The organism is Phaeacidiphilus oryzae TH49 (genome assembly GCF_000744815.1).
Taxonomy (GTDB): domain Bacteria; phylum Actinomycetota; class Actinomycetes; order Streptomycetales; family Streptomycetaceae; genus Phaeacidiphilus; species Phaeacidiphilus oryzae.
In genome coordinates this window covers 738149-755808 of record NZ_JQMQ01000004.1, presented here as the reverse complement: position 1 = coordinate 755808, position 17660 = coordinate 738149, and the positions used below count along the sequence as shown (strand labels likewise).

Sequence of the window (17660 nt, the reverse complement as noted above, 5' to 3'; positions counted from 1 at the left end):
CCCGCGCCATTCGCGCCGGCCGCGCCGGCCGCCCCGACCGCGCAGCTCGCGCCGACCGCGCGCCTCGCGCCGGCCGCGCGTCGAGGTTGCCCGCTTCGGGTCGGCCGTCCTGGGATAATCGGCGCCGATGAGCATCAGCACACGGTTCAGCCCGGCGGCGGACCACCCCGGCATCGGCCTCAGCGGCATGATCCCCGACCCGCGGGCGCGCGCCGCCGCCATGCTCCTGGGCCTGGGCGTCTCGCTCTGGGTCAACGTCGCCGCGCTGCCCGCCGACCCCGGACTGGCGGCACCCGTCGCTCTGGCCGTCGCCACGCTGGCCTGGCTCGCCCTGATCGCCGGGGCCCGAGGGGCGGGCGCGGCCGCGGTCGTCGCGGCGATGTGCGCGGCCGGGGCGGTGGTCGCCGTCACCGACACCAACGGGCTGATCTTCACCGGGGTCGCGGCGAGCACCGCCGCCGTCGCATTCGAACCCGTCGCCGCCCTGGTGCTGGCCACCGCAGGGCCCGTCGCCTACTGCCTCGCCGCCGTCCCCCACGGGCCCTTTCCCGGGCGCCTCCTGGCCACCGCCGCCGTCGCCCTCGCCGGACTGGTAGCCGGTGCCAGCCGACGCGAGATCGACCAGCGGGCCCGGCACAGCACACTGGTCGCCACCGAACGTCGCCGCACCGCCCTCGCCCGGGCCGAGGCGGAGCTCGCCGACGAGCGGAACCGCCTCGGCCGCGAACTCCACGACGTACTCGCCCACACCCTCGGCGCCCTGTCGATCCAGCTCACCGCGATCGACACCCTCGCACGCACCGACGCACCACGCGAGAAGCTCCTCACCCAGATCGAGCTCGGCCACGAACTGGTCGGCACGGGCCTGGACGAGGCCCGCCAGGCGGTCCGGGCCCTGCGCGGCGAGGACCGGCCACTGACCGCACGGCTTGAGCGGCTCTGCGCACTCCATCAGGCAGAACTCAGCCTGGACGGCGACCGGCGGGATCTCGACGCCGACTCCGCCCTCGCGCTCTACCGCCTCGTCCAGGAAGGACTGACCAACGCCGCCAGGCACGCGCCGGGCGCGCCGACGGGGGTGCGCATCCACTTCGGTGCCGGGGACGTGACCGCAACGGTCGACAACGCCCGGCCCTCCCGGGGGCCGAGTCCGCTATCGAGCCCGAGCCCGAGCCCGGTTCCGGACCCGCCCGAGACGCCGGGTGCGAGCGGAGGCGGGTACGGGCTCCAGGGCATGCGGGAACGCATCGAGCAGGCGGGCGGCGAACTCCGGGCCGGGCCGGGGCTCGACGGCGGCTGGCAGATCACCGCGCGCATCCCTTACCGAGGCGACAGGCTGGCCGCCCACCGCGGCGAGGGGAGCAACGGGCGCAACGCGAGCGACGGGAGCGACGGATGAGCCGCACACCGATCTCGGTGATCATCGCCGACGACCACCGCGTGGTCCGCGAGGGCCTGGCCACCATCCTCAGCGCGGTCGACACCGTGGAGGTCGCCGGGCTCGCCGCGGACGGCGCGCAGGCCGTCGGCCTCGCCGTGGAGCATGGGGCGGACGTGGTCCTGATGGACCTTCACATGCCAGGCACCGACGGCGTCGAGGCCACCCGCCGGCTGAAGGAGGAGCGTCCGGCCACCGCCGTCGTGGTGCTCACCACCTACACCGACGACGACTCCATCCTCGCCGCGCTCGAGGCCGGCGCCACCGGATACCTGACCAAGAACGCCTCGGCCGCGGACATCCGCCGCGCCATCGAGGCCGCCGTCTCCGGCCACACCATGCTCGACCCGCTCGCCGCCGCCCGCCTGATCCACGCCGGCCGCCGCAACGATCCGGGCCGTTCCGGGAAGGACGCCCACCTCCCCGACGGCCTCACCGAACGCGAGGCCCAGGTACTCGGCCTGATCGCGCAGGGCCTGTCCAACGCCGAGATCGCCGCCAGGCTCTACCTGAGCCGCTCCACCGTGAAGACCCACATCAACCAGATCTTCGCCAAAACCGGCAGCCGCGACCGCCCGCAGGCCATCGTCTACGCCCACCGGCACGGGATCCCCGCCGAGGAGGACCCGCCCGGCCACGACCGGTGAGTCGGTGGCGACGACGGGCGGTCCCGGCCTCCGTCGGCCGGCGACCCGATCGGTGGGGAGCAGGTCGCCGGCCGGCGGGTCTCGATCGCGGTCGAGTGCGCAGTCCGTACGCGGTCGGTACGCGGTCGGCACGCGGTCAGTACGCGAGTTCCCCGATGCCGCCGTCCACCCGCAGGACGGTGCCGGCCGTGTAGGCGGATTCGTCGGAGGCGAGGTAGACGGCCGCCTTGGCCAGTTCGGTGGGCGTGCCGATGCGGTGGAGGGGGACGGTCCGTCGCAGTTCCTCGTAGACGGCGGCCTGCCGTTCCGGGCCGAGCGGGGCGAAGACGTCCGTACGGGTCGGGCCCGGGCTCAGCCCGTTGACCCGCACGCCCCGGTCCTTGAGCTCGTAGGTCAGCCCCCGGGAGAAGGACAGCAGCCCCGCCTTCGCCGCTCCGTAGACGGCCGCGTTCTGATGCCCCACGAAGGCCGAGACCGAGCCGACGAGGATGACCGAGGCCTGCTGCGAGAACAGTCCCAGCAGCGCCTTGACCAGGAAGAACGGGGCCTTGAGGTTGGTGGCGACCAGCCGGTCGAAGGCCTCCTCGGTCCATTCCTCGATGGGGAGATGGGTGACGTCGGCGGCATTGGTCATCAGGACGTCCAGCCGCGGCCACTCCTTCTCCAGTCGCGCCGCCAGTGCGGCCTGTGCGGGCACGTCGGCGGCATCGCTGACGAGGGTCAGCACCTGGCCGCCGAGACGGCGGGCGGCCTCCTCCAGCCGCTCCGGCGAGCGCCCGGTGATGGCCACGGTGGCTCCCTCGGAGAGGAACTCGCGGGCGGTCTGGAAACCGATCCCGCTCGTCCCCCCAGTGATCAGTGCGTGCTTTCCTGCAAGGCGTCCCATCGGACTCGCCCTCCTCTTTCCTCGTGTTCTCCGGCCCTGATCTCAGATCGCGGTCCGGCCCCCGTCCGCGGCCACCACCGCACCGGTCATATAGCTCGCCGCATCGCCGGCGAGGAAGGCGATCACCCGGGCCACCTCTCCCGGGTCGCCGGCCCGCTTGAGCGCCGTCGTCAGGCCCATGCCGCCGACGTCCGGGCCCATGGCCGCAACCACCTTGGCCGTGGTCATCGGGCCGGGCGCCACCGCGTTGACCCGCACCCCCGCCGCGGCGAACTCGGCCGCCCAGGTCCGGGTCAGGGACTCCACGGCGGCCTTGGTCGCGCCGTACACGGCCATCGCCGGCATCCCCAGTGCGGCGGCGGTCGAGCTGACGTTGACGATGCTGCCGCCACCGTTCGCGGCCATCCTCGGCGCCAGCCGACCAGTGAGGACGAACGGCGCGCGCACATTGACCGCGAAGGCCGCTTCGTAGTCGTCCGTGCCCTGGTCGGCCGTCGCACTGAACGGAACCACGCCCGCGTTGTTGACCAGGATGTCCACCGTGCCGGCCTCCTCGGCCAGGTGCTCCACCGCCCGCACCTCGGCCAGGTCGGCGGCGACGAAGCGCACGCCGCCCGCCGGGCCCGCCGCCTCGGCCGCGCTCCGCACGTCCTCCACGACCCCGGCGCCGCGGTGCGGGTCGGTGCCGGTGAGGATCACCTCGGCGCCGCCGGCGGCGAGCAGCCTGGCCGTCGCATGCCCCAGCCCGCCCTTCGCGCCCGACCCGGTGACCAGCGCGGTCTTCCCCTTGAAGTCCATAGCGTTCTGCCTCTCCTCCGCAGGCGCACTGTCGTGCGCCCGGGCCTGCCCGCCACTTCTGTGCGAGCGTTCAAGAAGTACCTCGGTCGTCACCGTACGGTCTTTTGTGCGGGCAGTCAAAAAGTCGTACCGTGGCGCCATGGCACGTACCGGGCGCCCCCGCGAATTCGACAAGGCACAGGCCCTGGAGCGCGCGCTCCTCCTCTTCTGGTCCCGGGGCTACGGCGCGACCTCCGTCCAGGACCTGGTCGAGTCGCTGCACCTGGAACGGGGCAGCCTCTACGGCGCCTTCGGCGACAAACGGGCCTTCTACCTGGCCGCGGTCCGGCTGTACTGGGAGACCTACGAGAGCCGGCTCGTGGCCGCGCTGGAGACCGGGCCGGTGCTCCCGGCGCTCCGCGAGGTGCTCGCCACCCCGACCCGGGCCGAGGAGCACGCCTCCGACCTGGGCATTCCGCAGGGGTGCATGATCGGGAACACCACCGCGGAGCTCGTCCCGCAGGACGCCGACGCCGCCGAGGTCGTCGCCCACGCCCACGCCCGCTTCACGGAGATCATCGCCGATGCCCTTCGGCGTGCGCAGGAGAGCGGCGAGGTCACCACGACCGCCACCCCCGAGGCCCAGGCCCAACTGCTCCTCTTCACCGTCCAGGGCCTCTCCCTGGTCTCCCGGGCGGGCCTCGACACGACCGCCGCGCTGGCCGCCATCGACGCCCTCCTCACCGGGCTGCGCGCCTGAGCTGCGACCGGCCGACCACGGCGGCGGCCGGCTGACGACCCCGGCGTCCCCTCACCGGCAGGCGAAGTGAAGGCGGAGCACCAGACCGGTTTCCGAGGCTCGCGTCTCGACCAGGTCGCACAACTGGTGGATGAGCCAGAGCCCACGGCTCGCGCACACACTGCCGGGCTGCGGACGCCGCCGTCCGGCGAGGGGACCGGCCGGCCGGCTGGTGTCCCGGGTCTCGGCGATCACGGCGTCGGGGGTGGCCCACAGTCGGAGGGTGCCATGGCCCCCCGGCTGGATCAGGGAGTTGGCGGCGGCCTCGTTCACAGCCAGCAGCACGTCCTCCCGTCGCCGCCCGGAGAGGACGGTGCCGCGCAGGAACGCCTCGGTCAGGCCGCGGACCTGCCCCAGGTCGCCCGAACGATAGGCCAGGGTGAGGAGATCGGCCGAGGACGGTACCGGCTCCGGTTCCGGGAGCGGCAGATCGCAGTCGGCACACACCCGCGCGGGCAGGGCGTACTCCGCGCACGGTTCCAGCCGACCACCGCTCCGAAGGGTCGGGTGAGTGCGGCGGGCGTCGGCCAGTACCGCAGCCGGCAGGCCCTGGGCGTCGTAGGGACACAGGATGGTCGCGGAGCGCCCGGCGAAGGCGAGGTTGATCAGCGCCTCGTGTTTGGTGGCCTCCAGCAGCTCGGCCGAGGTGCGCTCGCGCCAGATCGGCTCTCCGACGATGCGGGCCGGTCCCTCGGGGCGGCGGTCGGCGAAGTCCTGGAGCGCGGCGAGGATGCGGCCCGGATTGCGGCCCACCCGGGTCATGTCATGCCACTCGACCTCGTCGGCCAGCTCACCCAGGTCCGCGCGCAGCACCTCGCCGTTGCCCGGCGGCACGGCCACCATCACCGGCTCGTCGGCCAGTACGGCTTCCCGGACGAAGCCGCCCACCTCCGCGAGGTAGTCCTCCGTGGTCGAGTAGAAGACGCCGGGGTGGACGAACTCGGGTTCCGTCGTCCTCGAGGTGGCGGGGGCGCTCACGGCCTCTCTCCTTCGGTCACCGGTCACGCGGCCCGGGGGCAGGGGGCCGCCTCTACACAGCGCCCCACGCGCGCGGACGGCCATCGCCGGCGGAGCGGAACGGAGTCATCCGACGCCCGCGCGGGGCGTCGGCCCTCCCCCGCTCCGATACCCGTTCGAGCTGAATCGCCGTCACCACGCGTCACGGAGCCACTCTTCGCCGCCTCCCCCGGAAACGGCCTCCCCATGCGCCTGAGGACCCATCCGATGTCTCTCCCCCACCACAAGGCGGGCGAGAAGCCGCCTGGGCGTCCGGGGCAGGTCGCATGGCATCATGCGTCCATGAGCGGCGATCCGGAGGTGAGTGCCCTGGCGATCAACGTCACGATCCCGGAGGCGCTCCGCTGGACGGACACCCGGCGCGGTGAAGAGTTCGCGCTGACCACACTCAACGTCAGGCTGCTCCCGGACGGCCGCCTCGCCGCGAAGGCCTACGGTCGGCCCGTGGGCGGTGGACGGGGCGCGTACGTCTCGTTCCCCGTTCCCGACCGGCCCGAACTGGCCGCCCTGGTCGCCGAGGCCGCCGGCCGCGCCGGGGCGCTGTGGTCCGCCCACCGCGGCCTCGGCTGAGCCCGGCCGGGCGGCGGGCGGGCACCCGCGGGTGACCACCCCCGTGGAGCGGACGGGCCGTCAGCGGCCGAAGCGGTCCGGGTCCGCCCTGGACCAGTCCTCGGCCCAGCCGGACGGCATTCCGTCCTCGTCCGCCTTCAGGAGTTGACCGGGCGTCAGCCAGGGGTGGAGCTCCTCGTAGGTGCGCACGGTGTGGGGGTCCACCCGGTGAAGGAGCATGTGCGGCCGCAGCTCGGCGGGCTCGCTCACCCCCATCGAGGCCATGATCTGGAGGGCGCTCTTGACCGTCGCCTCCTGGAAGCGCCGGACGCGCTCGGACTTGTCGGCGACGTCCAGCGCCGCGGCCCGGCGCGGGTCCTGGGTGGCCACGCCCACCGGGCAGCGGTTGGTGTGGCATGACTGCGCCTGGATGCACCCCACCGCGAACATCATCGCGCGGGCGGCGTTGGTGTAGTCCGCGCCCATCAGCAGCCGCTTGACCAGGTCGCTGCCGGTGGCCACCTTGCCGCTGGCCCCGACCCGGATCCGGTCCCGCAGGCCGGTGCCCACCAGCGCGTTGTGGACCGTCATCAGGCCCTCGGTGAGCGGCAGCCCGAGGTTGTCGGCGAACTCCAGGGGCGCGGCGCCGGTGCCGCCCTCGGCGCCGTCCACGATGACGAAGTCCGGGGTCACGTCTTCCGCGAGCATCGCCTTGCACACCGCCAGGAACTCGCGCCGCGAGCCCACGCACAGCTTGAAGCCGACCGGCTTGCCGCCGGCCAGTTCGCGCATCCGGGCCAGGAACCGCACCAGCTCGCGCGGGTTCGAGTAGACGCGGTGGTACGGGGGCGAGACGACCGTCTGCCCCTGCGGCACGCCGCGCACCCGCGCGATCTCTTCGTTGACCTTGGTCCCGGGCAGCACCCCGCCGATACCCGGCTTCGCGCCCTGACTGATCTTCAGGGACACGCACTTGACCTGGTCGTGGGCGGCCTTGCGGGCGAACTCCTCGGCGTCGAAACCGCCGTCCGGCGTGCGGCAGCCGAAGTACCCGGTGCCGATCTCCCACACCAGGTCTCCACCGGGACGCAGGTGGTACTCGGACAGGCCCCCCTCGCCGGTGTCGTGCGCGAAGCCGCCGCGGGCCGCCCCGGTGTTCAGCGCCAGGACGGCGTTGCCCGAGAGCGAGCCGAAGCTCATCGCCGAGACGTTCAGCAGCGCCATGTCGTAGGGGCGGGTGCAGTCCGGGCCGCCGATCCGCACCCGCGGCGGGTCCTCGGGCACCGGGCGGGGCGCCATCGAGGGCACCAGGTACTCGCTGCCCGGCTGCACCAGGTCCCGCTCGGTGCCGAACGGCTCCTCGGCGTCGGTCCCCTTGGCCCGCTCGTAGACGATGCTGCGGGTGTCGCGGTCGAACGGGCGGCCGTCGTAGTTCCGCTCGATGAAGTACTGCTGAAGTTCCGGCCGGATCGCCTCCAGCAGGAACCGCAGGTGCCCGAGTACGGGGTAGTTCCGCAGCACCGAGTGCCGCCGCTGGGCCACGTCCCAGCACACGAGGAGCAGGAGCAGCAGCGCGGGCCCGGCGCCGAACCACCACCACGGGGACACCAGCACCGCGCACACGATCCCCGCCGCCGCGAGCACCGCCGTCAGCGTGATCATCGACAATCTCAACACGAGACGATTCTGACCGGAGATCCCGCATCCATGCCTGGCGAACCGGCCGGAATTCGCCGCGCATACGTGCAGACGTTCGGGGCAGCAGACCGCCGAGGAGGTTATGACGACATGGGACCTTTGCTTCTGGTACTCCTGCTGGCTCTGATTCTGGGGGGAGTGGGATTCGCCGTTCATCTTCTGTGGTGGGTGGCCCTGATCGTGCTGGTGGTCTGGGTCGTGGGCTTTTTCGCCCGCGGCTCCGGCGGCGGACGATGGTACAGGTGGTAGCCGGGCAGAAAGCACAGGAAGAACGAGAGTGAAATGCCTCCGCGGAGGCCGGGGAATTTCCCGGCCTCCGCGGAGGCATTTGCGTTTCCGGCCGCGCTCGCCCAAGCCGTGGAGCGCCCGGCCGGCGGGTCACTCCCGCGTGAGCCAGCGGTCGAACCAGGCGCGGGTGCGGTGGAGGGCGTCCAGTTGGTGGGCGCGTTCACGCAGGCCGTGCCCCTCGCGGGGATAGACCACGAGTTCGTGCTCGGCGCCGTGGTGGCGCAGGGCGCGGTGGAGGTGGAGGGCCTGGCTGAGGGGGACGTTGGTGTCCTCCTCGCCGTGGAGGATCAGCAGCGGAGTGCGGAAGTGGGAGGCATAGGAGATGGGGCTGTGGTGGTCGTGGAGGTGGGGGCCGGGGCCGTTCCAGCCGGTGCTCCCGCCCAGGGCCGCGTCGAGCAGGCCCCACTCGCCGGTGCCGGCCTGCATCCCCCAGTCGCTGATGCCGGCGCCCATGATCGCGGCCCGGAAGCGGTCGGTGCGGCAGGCCGCCCAGGCGGCCAGGAACCCGCCGTGGCTCCAGCCGGAGATGCCGAGCCGCGCGGGGTCGGCGATGCCCTGCCCGATCAGCAGGTCGATCCCGGTGAGGATGTCGCTCCACTCCTCCCCGCCCACGGCGCCGGCCGCCGCGGCGGCGAAGGCTTGGCCGTGTCCGCAGCCGCCACGGGGGTTGGGCAGGAAGACGGCGTAGCCGGCACTGGCCAGCCACTGGCCGCAGTCGACCACGGTGAGCGCGAAGTCGTCGGCGGAGCGGTAGTAGGGGCCGCCGTGCGCCAGGGTGATCAGCGGGAAGGGGCCCTGGTCGCGGGTGCGATCGACCGGGAGGATGAGCAGGCCGTCCAGGGAGAGGCCGTCGCGGGCTCGGTAGGCGAGGCGCTCCTGGGTGCCCCAGGGGATGGCGCGCAGATGGGGGTTGACGTCGCTGAGACGGCGCCAGGGCCCCTCGACCGGACCGACGTGGACGTTCTTCGGCTCCCGCGCGCTGCCGGCCAGCACCGCCAGCGTCCTGCCGCAGGAGGTCGCGGACAACGCGGCGAGGCTGCCGGGGGCGCGGGAGAGCCGCTGGAAGCGCAGCGTGCCCGGATCGAGCCGGTGGACGGCGGTGTCCAGGCCGTCGGCGAACAGGGCCAGCGGCGGGCCGTCGGCGACCCCCACCAGCTCGGTGGGGGTCGCGGCCATGCCCGCGGTCAGATTGCAGGGAGCGGAGGCGGGGACGGGGGCGGAAGCGGGCGCGGCGCCGTCGGGCGGCGGAACGGTGTCGAGGACGGCGAGGGCGCCGATCAGGTGTCCTGGGGTCACCGCCAGATGGGCCAGATGCCACTGCCCCTCGTGCCGCCACCAGGTGGGGTTCTGGGCCTCCACGCCGACGGGGCCCAGGTCCTCCACGGCCCCGGTGCCGGGGGTGAGCAGGTGGAGGCGGGCGTTCAGCACACCCGGGTCCACCTCGGGGGTGGACCAGCTCAGCACGGCCAGCGGGCCGCCGTCCGGGCGCTGGGCCACCTCGACCACGTGGCGCTCCCCCAGGCCCTCGACGGTCCGGATCCGGCCGGTGGGCAGGTCGAGGAGACGGAGCCGGGTGGGAGGGAGATGACGGCCCCACACCCTCGCGTCCTCCCCCGCCGCCGCTCGGCGCTCCTCCTCGGCGGTGGGCTCGTCGGCGGCCAGCAGTGCGAGGGTGCGGCCGTCGGTCAGGGGGTGGTGGCCGGCGATGCCGCCGCGCCACCGGGTGAGGGTCTGCACCGGGAGAGGGGCGGCGTCACCGTCCAGTGGGAGGCGCTGGAGCTGGGGCCCTCCCGACTCCTGGGTCTCACAGGTGAAGTAGAGGGAGGCCGAGTCCTGCGCCCACTTCGGGGCGGCGGCGTGGGCGGTGACGTCGGTCAGCCGGCGCGGGTCTGTGCTGCCGTCCGCAGCCGCCAGCCACAGGGCCGCGCGCGGGCCCTCCTTGCTCTCGCTGTTCCCCGCGACCAGGTAGGCGACCAGACGCCCGTCCGGCGAGAGCACCGGCTCCGCCGGCACCGCCAGGTCCGCCACCACTTCCGCCGTCAGCACACCGAGAGGGCCCGAAGGAGCCGGTTCGACGGTCGGCCCGGGAGGCCTGGGTTCGGGCCCGGAATCGGAATCGGAATCGGCTGCGGATGGGGGCATGCAGGCGGCCCTTTCGCTGTCACTCGTCGATACGGCATCGGCATCCTCCCCCACCGACACCCGCCTGTCAGCCCGATTTCCCGCGGCCACGCCGACCGATACGCCCGGCTAGACCGACGGATTCCGCGACGTCCGGTTGGCGTTGATCTCCTCGTGGTGCGCCATGGCCCACTTGGCGAGGGAGATCACCAGCGGTAGCAGAGTCCGCCCCAGACCGCTCAGCTCGTACTCCACCCGGGGCGGTACCTCCTGATAAGCGCTACGGACGACCAGGCCGTCCTCGACCAGATGCTTGAGCGTCAGCGTGAGCATCCGCTGCGAGATGCCCTCCACCGCCTCCCGCAGCTCACCGAACCGCAGGGGCCCCTCGCGGAGGGTGCCGATCACCAGAAGGCTCCACTTGTCGCCGACCCGGTCGAGCACCTCCCGGACCGCGCCGCCCTGGGGTATCCGCGCCGTCGCCTTACCTGTGACGTGCGTCACGCCGTTGCCGCCTTCCTGGATACATACATCGCTGTGCCTTTTGTCGCCGCCCTCGCGCTCATCCACGCTATGGCCACGGACGGACGTCAGGATTGGGGATTCCGGTGAGCATCATCCTTTGGATCGGGCAGGGGCTGCTCGCATTCGTCTATCTCGTCGCGGGCGGACTCAAGGTGGTCCGGCCGCGCGAGCGGCTCGCGGCATCGGGTCGGCTCGATTGGATGAAGGACCACTCGGACGCGGCCGTGAAGGCGGTCGGCGCGGTCGAGCTCCTCGGCGCGGCCGGCCTGATCCTGCCGGGGGCGACCGGCATCGCCCGCGTCCTGACGCCGATCGCGGCGGTCGGCCTGGTCGTCGTGCAGCTCGGGGCCCTCCGGGTCCACCTGGCCCGGGGCGAGCGGCAGCCTGTGCCCGCCAACGTGTTCCTCCTCCTGCTCGCGGCCTTCGTCGCCGTCGGCCGCTGGGGATGAGCAGGATCAGGGCTGGTCGTCCACCAGAGCGACGGCACGTGGCTCGGGGACTCCCAGCATCAGCAGGCTGGTGATCGTCGCCGCCCGCGCGCCGAGGGCCACGTCCGGCAGGTCGCTGTCCGCGATCGCGAACACCGCGCCGTAGGCGAGCTGGCTCAGCAGGCCCGGCGGCAGGTGACTGGCGAACACGCCGCTCTCCTGGCCCCGTCGCACGAGGTCGGCGAGGAGTTCGTCGAGCGGCCCGAGGAGGCCGTGGATCGCCTCGCCGTACTCCCCACGGCGCAGCGCCAGCAGCACCCGGTACCGGTGCGTCACGGGCCAGAGGCGGGCGACGAATTCGGCCCATGTCTCGTCCGCTCGGGCCTCGGCGGCGTCGACCTCGGTGAGCACGGCCGTCATCTCGGCGACGGCCCGTTCCGTGAGCCGCAGCACCAGGTCGAGGCGCGAGGGGAAGTGGCCGTAGACGGTGCGACGGACGACGCCCGCCGCGGAGGCGATGTCGCCCATACCGGCGTCGGGGTTCTCTCCCAGCACGTCGAGGGCCACGTCGAGGATGCGGTCGCGCGTCTCGTTCATGGAGCGCGCGCGGGAGGAGTCGGTGGGCACCGGATCATTGTTGCACACCACTGTGCAGTGAAGTACATTGCACATGGGTGTGCAACAGAGGCTCGGTTGCACTGCGCTTCAAGCTCAGGAGAAGAAGACAATGACCGCACCGACATCGCCGGCCGAGGCCGCCGTCCGCCCGTTCACCGTCTCGATCCCGGAGGCGGAGATCGAGGACCTGAGGCGGCGACTGGCCGGGACACGGTGGCCGGATCCGGAAACGGTGGGCGACTGGTCTCAGGGCGTTCGGATGGAGAACGCCAAAGCACTGGTCGAGCACTGGCAGCACCGCTACGACTGGCCGCGCCTCGAGTCCGCGCTCAATCGCCTCCCGCAGTTCCTGACCGAGATCGATGGGCTGGACATCCACTTCCTCCACGTCAGGTCCAGGAATCCGCACGCGATGCCGCTGCTCCTCACCCATGGATGGCCGGGCTCGATCGTCGACTTTCTGAAGCTGATCGGCCCACTGACCGATCCGGTCGCCTTCGGAGGAGACGCCGCCGATTCGTTCGACGTGGTCATCCCGTCCCTCCCCGGATTCGGGTTCTCCCAGAAGCCCGCGGAGCCCGGATGGAATGTCGCGCGCATCGCGAAGGCCTGGGCGCAGCTGATGGAGCGGCTCGGCTATACGCGTTGGGCCGCGCAGGGCGGCGACTGGGGCGCCGTGGTCACCACCGCTCTGGGGGCCCTGCGACCGGAGGGACTGCTCGGCATCCATCTGAACACCCAGTACGCCTTTCCGGCACGGACGCCCGACACCCTCTCGCCCGAAGAGCGGTACGCCGTGGAGACCCTCGCCCTCTACACCGGCGATCTCGGCGGGTCGAACCACCTTCAGGGCACGAAGCCGGAGACCGTCGGATTCGCCCTGGCGGACTCCCCCGCCGGACAAGCGGCATGGATCTACGAGAAGTTCCAGTCCAAGACCGACAACCAAGGGCTCGCCGAAGATGCCCTCAGCAGGGACGACATCCTCGACGCGGTATCCCTCTACTGGTTCACCAACAGCGCGGCGTCCTCCGCCCGCATCTACTGGGAGAACAGGTCGGCCACCTTCGCCGGCCCCAAGCTGGCACTCCCCGTCGCGGTCACCGTCTTCCCCAAGGACATCCCGCGCCTGCCGCGCAACTGGATCGAGGACGCCTACAGCGATCTCATCCACTACGGCGAGGCCGAGCGGGGCGGCCACTTCGCCGCCCTGGAACAGCCGGAGATCCTGGTCCGCGAAATCCGCACCGGCCTGCGCACTCTTCGATCCTGACGCCGAAGCGGGAGTAACCGAGGACGACGACCCACACCTGTGCCCACCTCCCCTCCCGCCGGGCACTGCCTGCTTCAGCGGACGGCGCGGCGACGGGCGGCGGGGACCGGGGCGGCCAGGTCGCGGGGCCAGGCCAGCGCGAGCTCCGCTCCTACGGCGAGGGTGCTCCACCGGTCGGCCAGCGCCCGCAAGGTCTCGGCGGCCGCCGCCACGGCGGCAGGGGCGTAGGGGAAGGGACCCTCCTCCACGATCCCCCAGCCCTCGCGCGCCCGCTGGAACAGGGAGTGGGCCGCTGGGTCCTCCACGGCCTCGTGGACCACGCCGCTGAGTACCTCGGCGAGGGCGATCGAGCGGGCATGCGCCTTGATCACCCGGGAGCTGCGGGCTGCCGCGTCATGCCGCGGCACACCGGCCAGTACCCGCATCGAGGAGAAGACGGCGCCGGCCGCGACGCAGCCGAAGACGCCGGCGCACAGCCGCAGCTCGCGCTCCACGGCGGCGTGGGCCAGGTCGTGCGGCACCCGGTGCTTGCGGGAGTAGGAGCGCATCTCCAGGACCACGCCGTCGTCGCGCAGAACGCGGGTGCGGCAACGGCCGTCACCGGCCGGCGAGAAGAGCAGTTGCACGCCTCCATCCTCCCTCCGTGGCGCTCGCGGGGGCCACGGCATTTTCGATCTGAAGGCGTTCAGCGGCGCCCGGTTGGGCGAGGATGCCGGCGGATTCCGGGCCGGCCGCCCGGCGGATACCGGTGGCTACTCGCTTGCGTGGGGAGTCGCTAGGCTGGGTTCAGGTCGGGGTCTGACGTCCGGCGCGGAGTGCGACGAAGGTGGCGCGGGTGGTGGATGCCACGGTGCGGGAGCTTCTGGAGAGCCTGCCTTCGCTGACCTCCGGGCAGGAGAGCCGGGCGTGGCAGAAGGCTTGCGCGCGTGCCCTGGGCCTGGGCGGGCTGGCGATCTCCCTCGGTAAGGAGCTGGTCTGGTTCACCGATTCCACCAGTGCCGGCCTGGAGGATCTGCAGTTCGTCCTCGGCGAGGGGCCCGGCCGGCATCTGCGGACCGGCGCAGTGGTGCGCGAGGTGCCTGACGTGAGCCGGGTTCTGGCCCGGCAGTGGCCCCAGTTCCCGGTGGAGGCGGAGGAGTTGGGGATCGCTGCCATGTTCGTGTGGCCTATCCGTATCGGTGCGGTCCAGATGGGCACGATGACCGGCTATCGGCGGACCGTGGGCCCGTTGACCGCGCAGCAGGCGGCGCAGGGCTGGTTGGTCGCGGACGCGTTGGCTCAGCATGTGCTCAGCCACTGGCCGACCTCTCCCGGCGGCGGCAATGGGCCCGGCAGCGCGGGCGTGGTGGATCTCCACCGGGCCGAGGTGCACCAGGCCACCGGAATCCTCAGCGAGCGGCTGGGGATTCCACTGGGCGAGGCCCTCTCCCGGCTGCGCGCCGAGGCGTACTCGGGTGGGCGGTCGCTTGTCGAGGTCGCCCATGCCGTCATCGTGCGGGAGCTGCCGCAGGACGACGCCGGGTGAGTCGGCCCCCGCATCAGGCTCTGCCTCTGCCCCTGCCTCTGCTCCTGCATCGAGGAGGACCCCTATGAGCAGACAGGAACACATCGCCCGCACGTTCGTGGAGCTGGCCGACACGCTGATCGAGGACTTCGACGTGATCGATTTCCTCCACCAGATGACCATCCGCTGCCAGGAGCTGCTGGAGGTCACCCAGGCCGCGGTCTTCCTGACGCACCTCGACTCCCATCTCTACAGCCCGGCGCCGTGCGACCCCACGCCTGCTCTCCAATACCTCCTGGACTCCGCCTGCGATCAGGGCCCGGCCCTGGAGGCCTACTTCGGTGCCCGGACCGTCGCCTCAACGGGTCCGGCCGACGCGGCTGAGCGCTGGCCGCAGTTCTCCTCTCAACTCGAACGCTGCGGGTACAGCCAGGCCACCGCCATTCCGATGCGATTGCGCAGGGAGAGGCTCGGTTCTCTCCTCCTGCTGTCCACCGAAGGGCATCCGCTGGGGCCGGACGATCTGATCCTGGCCCAGGCGCTCGCCGACGTCGCCACCATCGGACTGATCCAGGCCCGCACCATCCGGGATCAGCACACCGTCCAGGAACAGCTGCACACCGCCCTGCAAGAGCGCATCATCCTCGAACAGGCGAAGGGCGTCCTCGCCGCCCGCAGCAACACCACCCTCAGCAGCGCCTTCGGTGCCATCCGCAGCCATGCCGGCAGTCATCGGCTCCGGCTCAGCGAAGTCGCCCACGACATCATCAACACCGACCTCACCCCCGAGTTCCTGCCCACCCGCCCTCCAGACACCAGGCCAGACGCCGGCTGACCTCCCGTCACCAGGTGCCCGGCCCGCGTCGAGCGGGTGATCAGCGGATCGGACGGTAGGTCGCGATGATCACGCCGCTGCTGGTCGGCTCGGCGCTGACCAGCTCCAGCTTCTTCAGGGTGGCGTCGTCGGCGAACAGCTTCTTGCGGTTCTCGCCGGCCACCACCGGGTGGATCAGCAGGACCAGTTCGTCCAGCAGGTCCTGCTCCAGCAGCGAACGCACCAGGGTGGGGCTGCCCGCGACGGTGATGTCCTTCCCCTCTCCCGCCTTGAGCTCTTCGAGCGCGGCCGCCAGGTCACCGCGGATCAGCGTGCTGTTCGCCCAGTCGTCCACGCTGTCCAGCGTGGAGGAGACGACGTACTTGGGCGAGTCGTTGATCCACTTGGCGAAGCCGGCGTCCTCGCCGTCGGTCACCGTGGGCCAGTACCCGGCCCACTCGGTGAAGGTCACCCGGCCGAGCAGGATCGTGTCGGCGCTCTCCAGCGTCTTCCCCAGTGCCGCGCCCATCTCCTCGTCGAAGGCGAACTGCCACTCGTTCGGCGACTGGGCGACACCGTCGAGCGAGACGAACAGACCCGAAACGACCTTGCGCATGATTCCTCCGTGATGGGTTCGGGGCCGTCTGCCCGGTCGGTCCCGACCGGACAGCGCTCCAGCCGGACAGCGCTCCGGCCTGGGCGGGCCGACCCCGTCGGCTACGTCAGGAAGACTATGCGGACATCGGGGAGGAGGGCTTGTACAGAAGCGACAGCGGCTCCGCCCCGTTCGGAGCAGTCAGCTGGGTGGCGGTCCGGCCGATGAACCGGGTCAGGGACCGCGCCAGGTGCGGCTGGTCGAAGTAGCCCAACCGGTGGACGACGTCCTGTGCCGGCGTGCCCTCCTGGATGAGGACCGCCGCCTCGCGGGCGCGGTCGATCTGCCGGATGGCTCCCCGGGTGAGTCCCGTCGCCGCGACGAAACGCCGCTGGAGGGTCCGCTCGGAGACGTCGGGGGCCGCGCCGCCGAGCACCGCCGGCACGATCGGGTCGCAGTCCACGATGCCCTCGCGGACCATGCGCCGTACGAACGCCTCCGCGTTGTCGTAGTCCGGCACGTGCCAGGCGGAGCCCTTCAGCCATACGGAGTGCCGGGTCACGTCGGGGATCTCCGCGCTGCCGCCCACCAGCCGGCCGATCGGCACGTGGGGCATCGAGGTGCCGAGAGCGAAGCTGATTCCGAAGAACGTGGCGTCCTCGGGTACGGGAGCCGGGCAGGCTCTGGGCTCCGGGCCCAGCACGGCGGCCTGCACCCGGCCCTCGCGCTGCCAGAAGACGAGTTCCCAGTGCGAGGCCGCGACCGACGTCATCCGGCCGACCTCGACGCTGCGGCTGCGCCACACCCTCTCGACGTACGGCGAGTCCGACGGCCGGCTCTCGATGTCCAGACCCAACCGGATCACCCCGATCTCCGCCCCCTGAGCTGCCCAGTGTGCCACGGGGGGCGGACGGTCGGGGTGTCGCAGGCTCAGGTCAGCGAGACGCGGGCGAAGTCCAGCAGCTCCTGGCGGGTCATCTCCCGGCGGTCCTCCTCCCCCTCCCGCGTCAGGACGAAGGTGTCCTCCCAGCCGGCCCGCCACACCTGTCCGCGGAAGTTCTCGTACTCGACGTAGCTGTCGGGTGCGGACTCCAGCAGGGCCAGTTCGCGCAGCAGCGTGTCGGCCTTGGCCAGGGCGCGCTTCTTGGAGCGGCTGCGGGACTGGGTGATGGTGTTGCGGTAGCTCATCCTGACGAACGGGCAGGGCTCCCGGTCCAGGTTGGTCACGTCCAGGCCCTGCGGGTGGGCGACCTGGAAGGCCACCTCCTTCTCGGACTCGTCGCCGGAGAACTCGTAGTGCCAGGCGGGGAAGACCGCGTAGGTCGCCTCGTGGAGGCCCGGTTCCTCCTCCTTGAAGTAGGGGTGCGCGCCCGGCGCGATCACCGCCGCCGTGTCGAACTCCCGTCCCACCGCCGAGAACTCGGGCAGCGGGACGAGAGCCCGGGAGTCCTCGGCCACCTCCGCGAAGCGCTCCCGGGCGAACGACAGCAGGGCGCGGACCAAGGCCTCGTCGAACGAGTCCAGGGCGTTGACCAGCACGACGTGCTCGCGGTCGGCGGTCAGCGCGCCCGCGAGGTGGAAGCGCGGGTTGGGTGACCACTGCCAGGCCTCGGCCAGCCCGGGGAACTCCCGGGCGTCGGGCATGTCGGCCAAGGCCGCGGCTGGTTCCATCAGGGCTCTCCC

20 protein-coding genes are annotated in these 17660 nt (G+C 72.1%); 9 read left to right on the top strand and 11 right to left on the bottom strand.

Features of this window, described 5'->3' with window-relative positions; translation table 11 throughout:
- The first annotated feature begins 127 nt into the window (after window positions 1–127).
- Together BS73_RS34380 and BS73_RS03590 are read left to right on the top strand one after the other, a co-directional pair.
- Entirely contained in the window at window positions 128–1399 is a 1272-nt protein-coding gene (locus BS73_RS34380) for a sensor histidine kinase (RefSeq protein ID WP_051939256.1), read from the top strand.
- The gene (locus BS73_RS03590; protein WP_037569099.1) at window positions 1396–2085 is read left to right on the top strand and encodes a response regulator; all 690 of its coding nucleotides are present in this window, start codon (window positions 1396–1398) and stop codon (window positions 2083–2085) included. Before BS73_RS34380 ends, BS73_RS03590 begins: the two co-directional genes overlap by 4 nt.
- 136 nt (window positions 2086–2221) lie before the next feature.
- Here BS73_RS03590 and BS73_RS03585 read toward each other — a convergent pair whose 3' ends face one another.
- Together BS73_RS03585 and BS73_RS03580 are read right to left on the bottom strand one after the other, a co-directional pair.
- Window positions 2222–2971, bottom strand: coding sequence for an SDR family oxidoreductase (locus BS73_RS03585; protein WP_037569096.1), 750 nt, complete (start codon window positions 2969–2971; stop codon window positions 2222–2224).
- Window positions 2972–3013: 42 nt separating this feature from the next.
- Window positions 3014–3769: an SDR family NAD(P)-dependent oxidoreductase gene (locus BS73_RS03580; protein WP_037569094.1), complete on the bottom strand. Its 756-nt coding sequence runs from the start codon at window positions 3767–3769 to the stop codon at window positions 3014–3016.
- A 139-nt stretch (window positions 3770–3908) separates the two neighbouring features.
- On the opposite strand from BS73_RS03580, the gene BS73_RS03575 reads away from it, so the two are divergent.
- Window positions 3909–4508, top strand: a complete 600-nt coding sequence (locus tag BS73_RS03575; RefSeq protein ID WP_037569093.1) for a TetR/AcrR family transcriptional regulator — start codon at window positions 3909–3911, stop codon at window positions 4506–4508.
- Window positions 4509–4559: 51 nt separating this feature from the next.
- Here BS73_RS03575 and BS73_RS03570 read toward each other — a convergent pair whose 3' ends face one another.
- Complete coding sequence (locus BS73_RS03570; RefSeq protein ID WP_037569091.1) at window positions 4560–5525, bottom strand: sensor histidine kinase; 966 nt, start codon at window positions 5523–5525, stop codon at window positions 4560–4562.
- Between the two features lie 321 nt (window positions 5526–5846).
- On the opposite strand from BS73_RS03570, the gene BS73_RS03565 reads away from it, so the two are divergent.
- Entirely contained in the window at window positions 5847–6134 is a 288-nt protein-coding gene (locus BS73_RS03565) for a hypothetical protein (RefSeq protein ID WP_037569090.1), read from the top strand.
- Between the two features lie 60 nt (window positions 6135–6194).
- Here the strand turns inward: BS73_RS03565 and BS73_RS03560 are convergent, their stop codons facing one another.
- The gene (locus BS73_RS03560) at window positions 6195–7775 is read right to left on the bottom strand and encodes an FMN-binding glutamate synthase family protein (RefSeq protein WP_152617492.1); all 1581 of its coding nucleotides are present in this window, start codon (window positions 7773–7775) and stop codon (window positions 6195–6197) included.
- Window positions 7776–7901: 126 nt separating this feature from the next.
- Here BS73_RS03560 and BS73_RS39130 point away from each other — a divergent pair, with 126 nt between their 5' ends.
- Complete coding sequence (locus BS73_RS39130; protein ID WP_037569088.1) at window positions 7902–8060, top strand: hypothetical protein; 159 nt, start codon at window positions 7902–7904, stop codon at window positions 8058–8060.
- A 129-nt stretch (window positions 8061–8189) separates the two neighbouring features.
- On the opposite strand, the gene BS73_RS40265 is transcribed toward BS73_RS39130, so the two are convergent.
- Window positions 8190–10145 carry a S9 family peptidase gene (locus BS73_RS40265; RefSeq protein WP_037569086.1) on the bottom strand — a complete coding sequence of 652 codons (1956 nt, stop codon included), beginning with the start codon at window positions 10143–10145 and terminating at the stop codon, window positions 8190–8192.
- A gap of 204 nt (window positions 10146–10349) precedes the next feature.
- Complete coding sequence (locus tag BS73_RS03545) at window positions 10350–10724, bottom strand: winged helix-turn-helix transcriptional regulator (RefSeq protein WP_037569084.1); 375 nt, start codon at window positions 10722–10724, stop codon at window positions 10350–10352.
- Window positions 10725–10828: 104 nt separating this feature from the next.
- Between BS73_RS03545 and BS73_RS03540 the strand changes: the two genes are divergently transcribed.
- A complete protein-coding gene (locus BS73_RS03540) occupies window positions 10829–11194 on the top strand; it encodes a DoxX family protein (RefSeq protein WP_037569081.1) in 366 nt (121 codons plus the stop codon).
- A gap of 6 nt (window positions 11195–11200) precedes the next feature.
- Here BS73_RS03540 and BS73_RS03535 read toward each other — a convergent pair whose 3' ends face one another.
- Window positions 11201–11800 carry a TetR/AcrR family transcriptional regulator gene (locus BS73_RS03535; RefSeq protein WP_152617491.1) on the bottom strand — a complete coding sequence of 200 codons (600 nt, stop codon included), beginning with the start codon at window positions 11798–11800 and terminating at the stop codon, window positions 11201–11203.
- 100 nt (window positions 11801–11900) lie between these two features.
- Between BS73_RS03535 and BS73_RS03530 the strand changes: the two genes are divergently transcribed.
- Window positions 11901–13064 carry an epoxide hydrolase family protein gene (locus BS73_RS03530; protein WP_037569077.1) on the top strand — a complete coding sequence of 388 codons (1164 nt, stop codon included), beginning with the start codon at window positions 11901–11903 and terminating at the stop codon, window positions 13062–13064.
- 74 nt (window positions 13065–13138) lie between these two features.
- Here BS73_RS03530 and BS73_RS03525 read toward each other — a convergent pair whose 3' ends face one another.
- The gene (locus tag BS73_RS03525) at window positions 13139–13690 is read right to left on the bottom strand and encodes a hypothetical protein (protein ID WP_037569074.1); all 552 of its coding nucleotides are present in this window, start codon (window positions 13688–13690) and stop codon (window positions 13139–13141) included.
- Window positions 13691–13899: 209 nt separating this feature from the next.
- Between BS73_RS03525 and BS73_RS39120 the strand changes: the two genes are divergently transcribed.
- Entirely contained in the window at window positions 13900–14589 is a 690-nt protein-coding gene (locus BS73_RS39120) for an ANTAR domain-containing protein (RefSeq protein ID WP_152617490.1), read from the top strand.
- 64 nt (window positions 14590–14653) lie between these two features.
- Window positions 14654–15403 carry a GAF and ANTAR domain-containing protein gene (locus BS73_RS03515; protein ID WP_037569070.1) on the top strand — a complete coding sequence of 250 codons (750 nt, stop codon included), beginning with the start codon at window positions 14654–14656 and terminating at the stop codon, window positions 15401–15403.
- 40 nt (window positions 15404–15443) lie between these two features.
- Here BS73_RS03515 and BS73_RS03510 read toward each other — a convergent pair whose 3' ends face one another.
- The 3 genes from BS73_RS03510 to BS73_RS38065 all read right to left on the bottom strand — a co-directional run bounded on the left by BS73_RS03510 (window position 15444) and on the right by BS73_RS38065 (window position 17648).
- Complete coding sequence (locus tag BS73_RS03510; protein WP_037569068.1) at window positions 15444–15998, bottom strand: dihydrofolate reductase family protein; 555 nt, start codon at window positions 15996–15998, stop codon at window positions 15444–15446.
- Between the two features lie 115 nt (window positions 15999–16113).
- The gene (locus BS73_RS03505) at window positions 16114–16833 is read right to left on the bottom strand and encodes a helix-turn-helix domain-containing protein (RefSeq protein WP_037569711.1); all 720 of its coding nucleotides are present in this window, start codon (window positions 16831–16833) and stop codon (window positions 16114–16116) included.
- A 74-nt stretch (window positions 16834–16907) separates the two neighbouring features.
- Window positions 16908–17648 carry a hypothetical protein gene (locus tag BS73_RS38065; RefSeq protein WP_037569067.1) on the bottom strand — a complete coding sequence of 247 codons (741 nt, stop codon included), beginning with the start codon at window positions 17646–17648 and terminating at the stop codon, window positions 16908–16910.
- Window positions 17649–17660: the final 12 nt, after the last annotated feature.